Annotated in this window: 13 protein-coding genes and 2 pseudogenes; 7 read left to right on the top strand and 8 right to left on the bottom strand. The window is 50.3% G+C overall.

Annotation, left to right across the window (positions count from 1 at the left end):
- Window positions 1–41 precede the first annotated feature (41 nt).
- Window positions 42–998 (bottom strand): hypothetical protein, encoded by a 957-nt coding sequence (locus EO776_RS01995; RefSeq protein ID WP_129452319.1) that lies wholly within the window; start codon window positions 996–998, stop codon window positions 42–44.
- 131 nt (window positions 999–1,129) lie between these two features.
- On the opposite strand from EO776_RS01995, the pseudogene EO776_RS01990 reads away from it, so the two are divergent.
- The 3 genes and pseudogenes from EO776_RS01990 to EO776_RS01980 form a co-directional block, all read left to right on the top strand.
- Window positions 1,130–1,231: pseudogene (locus tag EO776_RS01990) on the top strand (IS1595 family transposase); the annotation flags it as partial.
- Between the two features lie 51 nt (window positions 1,232–1,282).
- The gene (locus EO776_RS01985) at window positions 1,283–2,389 is read left to right on the top strand and encodes an IS630 family transposase (protein WP_100050283.1); all 1,107 of its coding nucleotides are present in this window, start codon (window positions 1,283–1,285) and stop codon (window positions 2,387–2,389) included.
- A 6-nt stretch (window positions 2,390–2,395) separates the two neighbouring features.
- Window positions 2,396–3,174 (top strand): annotated as a pseudogene (locus tag EO776_RS01980) (IS1595 family transposase); the annotation flags it as partial.
- Between the two features lie 67 nt (window positions 3,175–3,241).
- Here EO776_RS01980 and EO776_RS01975 read toward each other — a convergent pair.
- The 5 genes from EO776_RS01975 to EO776_RS01955 all read right to left on the bottom strand — a co-directional run bounded on the left by EO776_RS01975 (window position 3,242) and on the right by EO776_RS01955 (window position 7,974).
- The gene (locus EO776_RS01975) at window positions 3,242–3,700 is read right to left on the bottom strand and encodes a GDP-mannose mannosyl hydrolase (RefSeq protein ID WP_129452318.1); all 459 of its coding nucleotides are present in this window, start codon (window positions 3,698–3,700) and stop codon (window positions 3,242–3,244) included.
- On the bottom strand, window positions 3,693–4,658 hold the full coding sequence (locus EO776_RS01970) for a GDP-L-fucose synthase family protein (protein ID WP_129452317.1): 966 nt from the start codon (window positions 4,656–4,658) through the stop codon (window positions 3,693–3,695). The genes EO776_RS01975 and EO776_RS01970 overlap by 8 nt, the downstream gene beginning before the upstream one ends.
- Window positions 4,655–5,716 (bottom strand): GDP-mannose 4,6-dehydratase, encoded by a 1,062-nt coding sequence (locus EO776_RS01965; RefSeq protein WP_129452316.1) that lies wholly within the window; start codon window positions 5,714–5,716, stop codon window positions 4,655–4,657. The genes EO776_RS01970 and EO776_RS01965 overlap by 4 nt, the downstream gene beginning before the upstream one ends.
- Before the next feature lie 136 nt (window positions 5,717–5,852).
- Window positions 5,853–6,653, bottom strand: a complete 801-nt coding sequence (locus EO776_RS01960) for a glycosyltransferase family 2 protein (protein WP_222104444.1) — start codon at window positions 6,651–6,653, stop codon at window positions 5,853–5,855.
- Window positions 6,654–6,693: 40 nt separating this feature from the next.
- On the bottom strand, window positions 6,694–7,974 hold the full coding sequence (locus tag EO776_RS01955) for an O-antigen ligase family protein (RefSeq protein ID WP_129452314.1): 1,281 nt from the start codon (window positions 7,972–7,974) through the stop codon (window positions 6,694–6,696).
- Window positions 7,975–8,205: 231 nt separating this feature from the next.
- On the opposite strand from EO776_RS01955, the gene EO776_RS01950 reads away from it, so the two are divergent.
- Together EO776_RS01950 and EO776_RS01945 are read left to right on the top strand one after the other, a co-directional pair.
- The gene (locus tag EO776_RS01950) at window positions 8,206–9,237 is read left to right on the top strand and encodes a glycosyltransferase family 4 protein (protein WP_186279042.1); all 1,032 of its coding nucleotides are present in this window, start codon (window positions 8,206–8,208) and stop codon (window positions 9,235–9,237) included.
- Window positions 9,238–9,337: 100 nt separating this feature from the next.
- Window positions 9,338–10,231, top strand: a complete 894-nt coding sequence (locus EO776_RS01945; RefSeq protein ID WP_129452312.1) for a hypothetical protein — start codon at window positions 9,338–9,340, stop codon at window positions 10,229–10,231.
- Here the strand turns inward: EO776_RS01945 and EO776_RS01940 are convergent.
- Window positions 10,228–11,325, bottom strand: a complete 1,098-nt coding sequence (locus EO776_RS01940) for a glycosyltransferase (protein ID WP_129452311.1) — start codon at window positions 11,323–11,325, stop codon at window positions 10,228–10,230. The genes EO776_RS01945 and EO776_RS01940 overlap by 4 nt on opposite strands.
- A 151-nt stretch (window positions 11,326–11,476) precedes the next feature.
- A complete protein-coding gene (locus EO776_RS01935; RefSeq protein WP_129452535.1) occupies window positions 11,477–11,797 on the bottom strand; it encodes a MarR family transcriptional regulator in 321 nt (106 codons plus the stop codon).
- Between the two features lie 403 nt (window positions 11,798–12,200).
- On the opposite strand from EO776_RS01935, the gene EO776_RS01930 reads away from it, so the two are divergent.
- Both EO776_RS01930 and EO776_RS01925 read left to right on the top strand, forming a co-directional pair.
- On the top strand, window positions 12,201–12,518 hold the full coding sequence (locus tag EO776_RS01930; RefSeq protein ID WP_129452310.1) for a Cdc6/Cdc18 family protein: 318 nt from the start codon (window positions 12,201–12,203) through the stop codon (window positions 12,516–12,518).
- Window positions 12,515–12,991 carry a hypothetical protein gene (locus tag EO776_RS01925; RefSeq protein WP_129452309.1) on the top strand — a complete coding sequence of 159 codons (477 nt, stop codon included), beginning with the start codon at window positions 12,515–12,517 and terminating at the stop codon, window positions 12,989–12,991. The genes EO776_RS01930 and EO776_RS01925 overlap by 4 nt, the downstream gene beginning before the upstream one ends.
- Window positions 12,992–13,038: the final 47 nt, after the last annotated feature.

Below are 13,038 nucleotides of genomic sequence, written 5' to 3'. Positions count from 1 at the left end.
TAGAAATTATTCGAATCTCACATACTCAAAAATCGAAACTCTCATTCCAAATATCCAAGATGTTTAAGTTTTTCTTGTACATCTCCGTCCTGCATACTGCCATCATTATTGTTTTTTGGTGGAGCTGCTGTAATTGTTCGACGTCGTTCCGATGGAATAACGTGCCAAGGTACTTTAACAAGATCACTAAGATACATTCCACCAGGATGTGGAAAGCCCGCTTCAGGCAACGAAGGAAAACGGTCTGAGAAAAGATTTCCGTGGTCTGCTGTGACTACTGTTCGGCCTTCTAATTTGGAGACAAGGTCTGTGATAGCACTGAGAACCAATTCAAGATTCTCCTCATAGGCTTCCCTTACAACAGTCTCAGATATTTCCCCGTGTTTCAGTTGATTGTAGGGGTTTTCTCCTTCCCAGTCTGGGTCCTTCCCTAACGCCATCTCCCGGTGTCCATCAACGCTTTTATAATCTTCAATCTTTTTCCCCCGTTCCCCAATAAATGGCCGGTGTGGTTGGATAAAGTGTGAAATCAAGCGTTTCTCTGGATACATATTTGCGTTTTTGGCGGTAATATCAGCCATCGTCTCAGGCATCACGGTATGGAATGTTTCATTCCAGTGGGTTTTCCAAGGGCTAATAACTGAATGTAATTTCCCGGTCACATACCTATCAACGTGAGGGTTTGCTGTTATATATACTGTATCGTAATGCTCATTTTTAGTAAAATTTTTTTGAATGAATTCTGTCGTAGTTGAACCTTTTGAGATTACAGCTCGACATTTTCCAGGTAGGTTCTTTTTTTCTAAGTATGAATCATACCGGCAAGCGTCAAGGATAATGAGATTATCCCAGTCTTCCTCCATGATTTTTATTCCATCCTTTGCTCGGAGTTTTCGTTGATAGAATGTATATATGTCATAAAGGCCGCGATGTGTGATATACGACGGAATCTGACGTGGCTGGCGCATCGCCGTTGAGAGTTTTGAGAACAAAGTCATAGTTATTATTCTTATTTGGTCATATATATGATTTTTCACTGCGCTCTTCTGTAGGAGATTGTTGATACTGGTGAGCTGCCGCTGTGGAGTCGAAGAGGACAAGGGCACCGCGTCAGCGGCGCCCGACACAGATGATTCCGCTAGATATGTTTGGGTCGGAATCGGTCTCAACGTACCTGTTACAGCAGGTTCGCTGGCGTGACGGTGTGACTTGTCCCCGGTGCCGTTCTGACCTATAGTACCTCAGGGAAGATACTGAATAGCTGGAGCTAATTGCGGGTAGTATGGTTGGTCGTGAGAAAGAGGTCGTGAAGCACCTCAGTAGGGAAGATTTAGATCGACTTCAAGCTGAGACTGACAATCTCAAGACCTACAAGCGGCTTACCTTTCTCAAGCATCTCTACGACGGTGAAACGTTAGCTGAGGCAGCTGACAAGGTCGGTATCTCGAATGGAGCGGCTAGTAACTGGGTGCGTCGCTGGAATCAAGGAGGCCTTGGGAAACTCACCCCGAACTTCGGGGGCGGCAGGCCCCCGAAGCTCGATGAAACCGAACAAGAACAACTCATTGAACGCCTCCGCGAGGATCAACCATGGAAGAAACAAGAGATCGAACATCTTCTTGACGAGGAGTTCAACGTTGAGTACCACAAAAACTACCTCCCGACGTTCTTGGATGAGCTTGGACTGCATTACGCGATTCCTCGGACAAAACGTCCTGACCGACCAGAGAATGCCGAAGAGATCCTCGACGAACGCGTCGAATACGCGTTCGACGAGGACGCTCACAACGAACCACACAACAAACGAGAGGATGATGAAGAAGATGAAGACTGGAATGCTGACGACGATATTTACACTGACGGTGGCACCGTAGTGGGATTTTTCGATATCTCTCACCCGCAACCATGGGACAATTCACAGCGAGTATACTCAGTTGATGAGCCGCACATCGAACGGCCGCTGGTGAAAGTAGACACACCAGCGGCCGGGTTTTACGCACTCAATGGGACGAGTGTGTTATCATTTCCACCAGATCAAACGAAAGAAGAGATCTGTGCGTGCTTCGAGGCAATCCGCGAGCAGAATCCCGGCAAGCGGATTCTGCTCGTCTTGGACAATTTCTCTTCACACATCTGCAAGTACACACGCAAGCGCGCTCACGAGCTAGGCATTGATCTGGTCTTTCTCCCTGTTGGGTCACCGCATCTCAATCCGATTGAGCCAGTCTGGAAGAGCCTCAAATGGGAGTCCTCGCCGTTGATTGTCGACGGCGAAGACGAGTACAGATCACTGCTTGATGAGATATTTGGGAACCTCACAGAGAAGCTCAGCTTCGCTGAATCGTGGATCGAAAACCATCTCAGCGGGTTCTTCAGTAAGATGTCCTAATCACTAACGGTCAGAAACGGCAGCTATAGGCAGTTTCAACGGTATCTCTGTAAGGATTGCGGCCGCACATTCAATAATAAAACCGGCACGATCTTCGCTCATTCGAAGATCGCGCTCCGCAAGTGGCTGTTTTCGATCTACGCGTTTCTCCAGTTTAACACGAGCCTCAGGCAGTTACAGTGCGAAATCGAGGTTACCTACAAAACGATCCACAGGCGTGTCGGGCGCTTCAGCGAAGCGCTCGACGCGCCGTCACTCGATCTCGTTGGCCCGGTCAAAATTGACGAATTCTACGTCTCTGCCGGTCTCAAAAGCCGCGAGCGCGACCGCTGGTCGCGCTCTCGCGGTCTCTCCCGACGTGGACGCAGAACGTATCCCAAGACAAACCGCCCGTTTTCGTTCTCGTAGATCGTGGCACCGAGCAACGATACACCGTGCCAGCGAAATCCGCAGATGAATCGACGATTCGGCTCCTGCTGGCTGACCGCCAGCAGGAGCCTCTGACCGTCTATACCGATGGATTTTACGCGTACGAGCCACTTGCGAAAGATGAGAATTTCGACCGTGAATACGTCGTTCATGGAGACGGTGAGTACGCCGATGACACGGTCCACGTGAACACCTGCGAGAGCCACGCGTCGCTGGCGCGACGGTGGCTCTCGCCGCATCGAGGCGTCTCCAAAGATCGACTCACTCCGTATCTCTGAGCACTTCAGCTCCGCCGTGGAGTTCTCAGAAAACTAGGGAAGGAAGCAATGAAAATCATCCTCGAAACTGTGCTGTGATCTACCAACAACCTACGCCACAAGAGCAAAAACGGCAAACACTATTCCCAAAACCACTACCCAGTAGTCACACCCAACCAACAATAGTCTCCGACGCCTCAAAATATGATCGAATGAACGGATGAAGAGAATCAGGGGCCGACCCAAATACTCGTACCTCTCCATGCTGATCGTCAGGGTGAATCTGGCCTGAATCTAACTCCACCGCGTATCCATTTGCGAGATAGTGTTTCGTTTCCACTCCCTCAGCGTCGGAAGTCTCGTAGCGGTGTTCGAACGCTCCAAGGGACTCAGTCACGTCAACCGAGACGCCGAGTTCTTCTTGAGCAATCCGGTGAACAGCCTCAACCCGGGTTTCACCCTTTTGGACCCGCTCACCCGGAACGAACCACTCGCCCTTCGCCGGTTTATTGGTTCTCTTTCCAAGCACGATCCCATCCGAACTTTTCACCACGAGGTCGACCGAGACGATCGGCACGTTTCGAACGATCGTTTCCCACTCCTCCTCCGGAATCCACTCACTCATGAAGATCTTGCCGATAGTCCTCGTACCAACCGATCGTCTCTCGGAGTCCGTCCCGGAAGTCTGTCGACGCCTCCCAGTTGAATCGCTGCTTCGCGCGTGACGTATTCAGTTTTCGCCGTGGCTGCCCATCCGGCTTCGAGGTATCCCATTCTACGGTCCCCTCAAATCCGGTCTCTTCAACGATGACGTCGATCAGTTCCCGGATCGAGATCTCCTCACCGCTCCCGAGATTGACGGGATCGGAAGAGTCGTACCGCTCTGTTGCATCAAGGATCCCTTCAGCCGCATCCTTCACGTAGAGGAACTCTCTGGTAGGTTCGCCCGTTCCCCACGCAGTAATCGAGTCGTCACCACGTTCCCTAGCCTCGATACACTTCCGAATGATGGCCGGTATGACGTGTGACGTCTCCAAATCGAAGTCGTCACGCGGGCCATAGAGGTTCACTGGAAGGAGATAGATGCTGTTGAAGTCCCACTGTTTTCGATACGCCTTAGACTGTGTGAGCAACGCCTTCTTCGCGATACCGTAAGGGGCGTTCGTCTCCTCTGGATAGCCATCAAAGAGATTCTCCTCTTTGAACGGGATCGGTGTATGTTTCGGGTACGCACAGATCGTTCCGAGGATAGTGAATTTCTCGACACCGAACTGTCGCGCCTGTTCCATCAGTTCGATACCCATCACGGCGTTGTCGTAGAAATATCGACCAGGGTTTTCTCGATTGGCTCCGATCCCACCAACCGTCGCCGCGAGGTGGATCACGATGTCCGCTTGTGAATCCTCGAAGGCTCGTTTGATGTCCGGTTTTTCCCGGAGATCGTAGTCGTTACTTCGTGGAACAAAGATTTCGGCAGTATCCGACCGGGATTCGAGATCCTCGACGAGGTGGCTCCCGAGAAAGCCGGCCCCGCCGGTTACCATGACCGTCTTGTTGTCCCAGTATTTCTGACTGCTACTCATCGCCAGTCTACTCGTCCGTACCAGCTGTCAGAATTCTCCGCGTACCACTCGATGGTTCGCCGGATACCCTCACGCCAGGAGACCTGTGGTTCCCAACCGGTCTCCTCGTTGAGCTTCTCGTAGCCCACGAGCAACTCTTCGACGTCGCTGTCACCGGGGCGGAAGCGGTCATCGTCCTGGACGATCTCCGGGGTCTCCCAGTAGCCGTGTTCGGTACCAACGTCAAGGATCATCTCAGTCCACTCTCGCATCGAGAGATTCTCACCGTATCCGTATACGTACTGCTGACCCGCATTACCTTCGAGTGCGACGTGGAGGTGACCGCGAACACCATCGGAGACGTAACACAGGTCTCGTTTCGGAGTTAGGTTTCCGAGCTCGACGATGTCTCGTTCAAGGGCTTGTGTGATGATCGTCCCAGTGATATACCGCGGGTTCTGCCGCGGCCCGTAGTTGTTGAACATCCGCGTCGTGACAGTTGGGAGCCCGTACGCGTCATGATAATTCATCGTGAGGAAGTCAGCAGCCAGTTTGGATGTAGCATAGACACTCGTCGGATTAACCGGAGAGCGCTCGCTGAGGAGTACACGACCCTCTTCGTCAAATTCGTGGTTGTCGGCCATCTCCGCTTTCACATTACCGTACTCCTCACTCGTACCAGCAGTGTCGAACTTGGCGATGTCGAGATCGAGATCAACAATCGACTGGAGAAGATTCAGCGTCCCATTGACATTTGTATCGACGGTCTCATATGGCCGATCCCACGATTCACCAACGTGTGCCTGTGCGGCAAGATGGAAAATGAGTGAATCACTACGTCCTTTGAGTGCCCTGAGAGCCTCGGATACCGAATGCTTGTCTCGAAGGTCACCTCGATGAACCGTAACATCGTCGCTGTGATGTCTGATATTGTTTAGTTCCCCACTTGAGGTTGCACGAACAAACACATGGACGTCTGCTCCGTAGTTGACCAACCGATCCACAAGATGTGAACCGACAAATCCGTCAGCACCGGTAACAAACACCGCTCGGTCCGACAGCTGAGATTCGAGTTGCATCTATGTGAATGTATATGTGGTTGGGATTGTAGTTTATGATTGCGTCCTGCCCTGCTTTCCCCAAGAGTGTGTTGTATATCCCATTCTCAAGTGATTACCACAGAGCGTAGTCGAAAATCGCTACACAGCAATTTTGTTAGTTCACCACGTTGTGTAAAATTGCGTCAAAACGCCGATCCAATAGCAGATAGACGGCTTTGGTTGCCTTGGCCATATTTTCTAGTACGTAACTTGGAACAATCTGCTGGTACAAGCGATGACCGTATATTTGCCGGAGTTCCTCGTCTTGTAAGTCTTGTACACCTTCGAACGTCTTCGCCTCTGGCTGGATGCGAAACGCGCCAAGAGCCTCGGCAACATGGACAAGATTGTAGTTTCCGTCCAAAAGTTTCCAAGTTAGCTCAGCGTCCATAGTGTATTCCAGCTCTTCATCTAGTGGGAAGATTTCTTCAAGTACGGATCGCCGGATGAACAGCGACTGATTACTCGCAAAGAGTGACCATTGACGCTGGACAAATTTAGACGGTCGAGTGGTGAACTTTTTCGACATAGGTTCACCTTTTTCGTCAACAATAACTAAATCTCCGTAGATAGCATCTGCCTGTGGGTTCTTTTTTAGTTCTTTACGAAATATTTTAAATGCGTTAGCTTGGTAAAAGTCGTCAGAATTTTGCCACCCGATCCATTCACCATTCGCCATTTGGAATCCTTTATTAATGGCGTGAGTCTGGCCACGATCAGGTTCGGATACCCAGCGTAGGTTGTACGAGTCTTCGTACTCACGGAGAATATCTAGTGTGTCATCGTCCGACCCACCATCTATGATAATGTGTTCTATGTCATTGTTTGATTGAGACAAGACAGATTCGATATTTTTAGAAATGTAGCCCGATTGATTATAAGAGGGAGTAATTATTGAAAGCAGTTTACTCTCCATATTGCTCATTCAGTCTGCCTGTACTTGAACAAAATGGTATTCAGTTATTCCTTGAATTATACACACCATCTATGACATATCCTAATGTAACGCCGAATATCAGCGCGTTCTTATTTACACCGAATGGGTGGGATGTGTCTGTGAATTGTATTAGTATGAAGGTGATAAGGAGGCAGATTGTCAGTAGATCGGCACGGGATTCTATCTTTGTGATATACTTAAACGTAGACGTGGTGATAACCAGTAAGTACGAAACGCCTCCGATCACTCCTCCAGCAACAAATATTGAGAGGTACGAGTTTTGTGGTGCTATGGAACTGGCGCCTGTATAGGCAGAAATGGCCTCACCAACGTTATGGATTCCGATACCAACGGCTGGGTGTTGTAAAAATGACTCCACTGCTGCTTTCCACAGCGAAATTCGGCCGGCGAATCCATCAGTCGGTACAAAACTTCCGGTCCCAATATTAAGAACAATTAGTATGAAGAAGATTGAACCAAGCACACTAGAGGTTCCCAAATACACGATTGTAGTTGTTTTTCCAAATATCCTGTAAACAAAGTATACTGAATAAGCGATAATAACAGCAATGATTGCCATTCTGCTATTAGCGAGGAACAAGCCACAAATATTTAGGCCCAGTAATAGTAAATAAACTTTGGACTGCCGTTGAACATGTAGATAGTGACTACCTAATAGACCTGCCGCCGCTATTTTACTCATCGCATTAGCATCAGCAAAAATTGACGCAAGTGCTGGAATTCTAATACCATATTGGCGGAGTGGGTCGAGCGCGGTATACGTGGTGATATCCACTCCAAAAATGGAGAAGTCACCGATGACATATGCCGGTATCCCGATCAGGATAGAAAAACTTGAGATAGAGACTACAGTAAGGAAGAACCGGTCCCGGCTAATAACCTTCGGAATGAGAAAAACCAGTGTAATGCTAGCCACTATGTACCCAATTACTTCTGCGGTGTACAAGAGTATTTGAATGTTAGAGGTAGGGAATGTGTATGATGAGGGATGGTTTATTAATCCAGATAGGTCCCTTACAAGCCCAATAATGAACAGCATGTGAATGATAACAAAAGCAAGTAGTGGTTTTTTTGGGAGTTCAAATACGGGGAATAACGAAATGAATATACCTATAAATAGAATATAGCTAGAGAATGCGATGAAATTACCTGCTAGGCCTAATGGGATGTCACCTGAGGATGAAAGCACCGACATCATGATAAGTGATATTACAGAAGATAATAGAATAGCAGATTCTCCGTCGGATATCCTATCGCCTGAAGTGAAGTCTGGGTCCATGTATGAATTTAGGGTATATGCCGGTGAGTTAACTGACAATCGGAGCACAGGGATTCAAGAGTTACGATTATTTGATTTCAGAACTAGCTTTATTTGGGCAAGAATATTACCGCGGTTTCAATAGAATGGAAATACCATACACTGAATCAATAAAATACATATATGGATCAAATATTAGTACTTGTTAACGAAGTTGAACATACATCAATTCCAATTGAGATAGCAGATCATATGGAAGAGGCGATGGATATCAGTATCACTATTGTCTCATTTTTTGACAACAGGATACAAAAAAGTGTTAGAGAGACACTTAGTTCTAAATCAATTGACGTAGTTTGTCTTGGAGGGACATCGCGATTCGACATTAAAGCTTGGAGAAATTTTCAGCTTGAATTAAATAACGGGTACGATCTCGTCCATACTCATCAGAACTTCTCTGGATCAGTTGCTCGACTGGTGGCGTATTTGGAAGGAGTTCCAATCATTAATACCGAACATAGAGATCATGAGTCATTATCACAACTTCAGAATATTGTAAATTCGCCCACACTTCCACTAGCGGATCGGATTATTTCTAACTCACAGGTTACTCAGAATTCATTTCGCTGGTATGAGCAGTTGTTGATTGACCACGATCAGCTGAGGGTGATTCATAATGGAGTTGATGTTGAGCAAATACAAAATGTGATTTCAGACACTAGTGTTGCGAAAGACGATATATTTAGAGTTTGTACAGCCGCTCGAATGGTTCCAATTAAGAATCAATCTAATTTGATACGAGCATTTTATTTAGTGAATAAACAACATCCAGATTCGGAGCTGATTCTTCTTGGTGATGGTCCACTTCGCGGTGAACTTGAGCAACTCACGGCAGAACTACAAATAGAAGATCATATTCGATTTAAAGGGAACGTACCGCGAAGAGAGGTATACGAAGTTTTCGCTCGGAGTGACGTATTCGCGATTCCGTCTCATTCGGAAGGTTTCTGCGTAGCTGCGGTTGAAGCAATGGCAAGTGAGCTACCCGTCGTAGCTAGTGATATAGCAGTATTCCATGAAGTTATTCAAGACGGAGGTTTATTTGTAGATCAGACGAACCCTGAGGCATTCGCACAGGGAATCTTAGCACTTAAAGAAGATGAAGACAAATACCAGAAGACATCTATGAAAGCTAAACAACGTGCGACTACGAAGTTTAGTTTGGATAAGTGTACAAATGAATATTATAGGGTTTATAAAGATGTTCTTGAAGAGAATACATAACAGAGGAGATTCCAATTAGCCGATACATGTGTTTGCGAGTGTAGATGGAAACAGTTTAATTGATTCCACTTTTAAATAGACTGAGGAAAATTGAGACGTAATGTTTGAGCAAATTCAGAAAGCAATCAGATTCCCGGAAGCAGCTAGGCGAAAAGCTGCTGCGACTCTCGTCCGTCCTTTCGTGTCTGATGCGTTCTCCGAGGAATCCCACATCGATACTGATTGGGACAATCTGATCATTCTTGACGGGTGTCGATACGACACGTTCCAAGAGCATAATCCGTTTAGTGAGTCCGTAACGGAGGGTATCTCAAATGCGAGCCACACGACGGACTTTCTGGCAAGGAATTTAACTGGAGACCGGTCGGACATGGTGTACGTAACCGCGTCTCCTCAAGTAACCAAGTGTGAATCGAGGTTCTATAAGGTCGTTCACGTCTGGCAGGACGCGTGGGACGAGGAACTGCGAACGGTTCCGCCCCAAAGTGTAACCAAAGCAGCAATAGAGGCCTCGGAAGAGTATCCAGACAAGCGGCTGATCGTACACTACATGCAACCGCACTACCCCTTCATCGGCCCCACCGGACGCGATTTGGAGACGCACGCCACGTTCACTGGAGGACTCCGGAAACGGGAGCACCCGTCTATCTGGGAGATGTTGTCTTCGGGTGAAGTCTCAGAGGACGAGGTCAAAAAAGCATACGAAGAGAACCTAGAGATCGTACTCGATGAGGTCGTGACGCTAGCTGACCGGATCGACGGGAAGACGGTCATCACCAGCGATCACGGAAACCTGTTCGGAGAACGTGTTTCACCGCTTCCGGTGAGGATCTATGGACACCCCTCGAATTTGCCAGCGAAGGGTCTCACTTCCGTACCGTACGTTGAGTTAGAGCACGACGAACGACGGTCGATCTCGAAGGGTGATCACGAGGAGCAGGAAGAGGAACACGAGGAAGTGAAGTCGAGACTCGAGGATCTCGGATACGTCTAATCAGCGAGTTCCTCTAGCGACGCAGTCGTCTGAGTAACCGTTTGTGTCCAACTACGCGACCCAGTGAGACTCACTTCCTCAGTCGGCTCACCGATCGAAGAATTTAGCTGTTTCACGAGTTCGTGTTTGTCCTCAGTCTCGATCAAGTGGAGGTGTGGATCATCCAGTTCATTGAGTTGCGAGAGGTCCGAACAGACGATCTCCAGCCCGCTCGCCATCGCCTCCAACACCGTCCGCGGCACCCCCTCCGCCCGACTCGGCAACACCAGCACGTCCCCGCTCCGGTACACCTTCGGCATCTCGTCGTAGGGCACGTGTCCGAGGAACGTCACCGCCTCCTCGATCCCCAACTCCTCCGCCTGCGCCTCCAGGTCCTCGCGTAACGCGCCGTCGCCACACAGGTACAACTCCGCGTTCGGATACTCCGACAACACTTCCGCAAATGCCTCGACCGCGAGCCACGGCCGCTTCCCCTCCGCGAACCGCCCGACGAACAACACCACCGGTCCCTCCGCCTCAATCAACTCGCTCTCGGGCCCCTCCGGCGTGAATCGCTCTGTGTCGATCCCGTTCGAGACGACCTCGATCCGCGAACGCACGCCCAAGTCTCGCACGCGCTGCTTGTCCACGTCGGTGTAACAGAACACCACGTCCGCCTGATTGAACGTCCACCGCCCGAGCGTCTTCAGATACAGCGAGAACAGCTTCTCCGGCGCGTTCTGACTGTACAGCCCGTGGTTCGTGATCGCCAGCGGGATATCACCGAGCCGCCGTTTCAGCGCCGCGAGGTTCGTCACAAAGTAGCAGTGCGAGTGCGCGTGTATCACGTCGAAGTCGTCGCTGTCCGCGTGCCAGAGATATCGCGCTACCGCAGGGGAGACGTCGTTGCCGAGCAGCGTCACGCCCGGTGAAACACGAACAATCGTGTATCCGTGCGTCTCCTCGATCCGCGGCAGCGACTCGTCCTCCCGCGTCGTGAGCACGGTCACGTCGTGGCCCATCGCGGCCTGGTCTCGCGACATCGCGTGTACGTGGTAGTCCCCGCCGCCCTTCGTGTCGGGGTAGATCCACGGCGCGACACGGAGAATTCGCATTAGGCGCTCGTACCCGACGCCAGCAAACAAACGTACCGGTTTGGGTTAGACACACATATTACTTAACCAACAATTCTATCGGATTGGCCCGATGTTGGTTAAGTGACATCTGAGACATAGAGTAACTCACAGCGATTCAGGAAATCACCGTTCAGCTGTCAGTAACAGCATCTTCAGTCGAATCATTGTTGGTGTTTTCACTTACTTCCCCCTCAATATACTGCCAATCTTCGGTGTCCAAACGCCCCTCGAGGTATAACTCGCCGTCTTCAGTAATCACATACACACCATTTCCAAGATGATCAACTAATCCCTTTTCAGATAATTTCTTACATCTCCGATCCACCTGTTGGCGTGAATATCGGATCGGGCCTTCTCGCTTCATTTTGGTGGGAGACCCGGATTTATGTTCAGATAGATACTCTAGGATACGGTCATCTGCCGCCGTCATCCAACTACCCGCATATCTCATAGGGCACTCTGTTGTTCCAAGGTCTATATTACGGTCGGATCGCACCCCTAATAGTTTGTAGCTATTCAGATAGACTCCGTAATATTGATAAGACAAGGGCATATGTATCTAGTCACGGAACCCGAGTGACGAACCCTCGGCTCGTGAGAAAGTGTAGAAACCCCGGCCGCGGTGTTGGAGCACCCGGCCGGGACGGGTTCTGTGCGGTGACACAGAACCATGCTGATACTGTCAACTGCGGGGCTTAAGCCCTGCGAGACGACTGACGGATCGAACAGTAACAACTCTGGCTGTCAACTTTGTCCCGACCCAGCCGACGGCTACGACGCTGCCTTCGACGGCCCACTCTGTACACCGTGTGCTACGACGCGCAGCGTCGACGAGGACACCGTGGAGGACCACAATGTCTAGCTCCGGCGAGAACGACGCTATCTCGCTTGCCGATCTCTCAGCCACCCACCGCGATCTGCTCTGGGTACTCTCTCAGACTGGCTCCAGCGAGAGCGGCCCACTCCACCACGCACTCTCCGACTACTACACCGACGGTATCGACCAAACCCGAGTCTACAACATTCTCAAGGAGCTCATCGAACGCGACCTCGTTACCACACAAACCCACGACACCACCAAGTACCGACTCACCGAGTCGGCCCGCCGCGCACTCTCCGCGCGCCAATCCTGGCAAGCTGCCAGTCCCAACGCCGAGGGAGGGAACGAATGACGCGCCCCAACAACCCACAAGCCGCAGACCTCGCCCAACTCTCACGCATCTCGCTCGATACCGACAACCCGATCTGCCAAGTCTGCGGCCAACCCCTCCACGAAGGCGACGACATCACCGCCTACGCCTACCGCGCGGCCAGCGAACCTGCGTACGCGATCGGCTACATCATGTGCGGGTCAGATGTTCACGAACACCCGACCGTCTTCACCCGCGGTGTTCGCGAGTACGTCCTCACGGGTCACATCGGGACGTGTTCAAACACCCGAACGCAATCCACAACGTTCGTCCTCCTCAATCCAACTGCGGTCGTCACGAGTCCCACGACAGCCGCAGAACCACACGTCCATCCGGACGCCCCAACACCACGAGACCTAACCCAGCCAACACAGCGGGAACCAACCCCGCTTCTCACGGCTGTTCGAGAACACGCCCGCTCCGATGGTGGCTGCCCACGCGAGGGGTCGGAGTAATGCTGGCCGATCTGACCCACCAGCCCATCACCAGCAGGTGATCGGCT

The organism is Halorubrum ezzemoulense, from assembly GCF_004126515.1.
GTDB classification, from domain to species: Archaea; Halobacteriota; Halobacteria; order Halobacteriales; family Haloferacaceae; genus Halorubrum; species Halorubrum ezzemoulense.
Note: the sequence above shows the minus strand (reverse complement) of the source record. Positions and strands in the feature narration are given on the sequence as shown.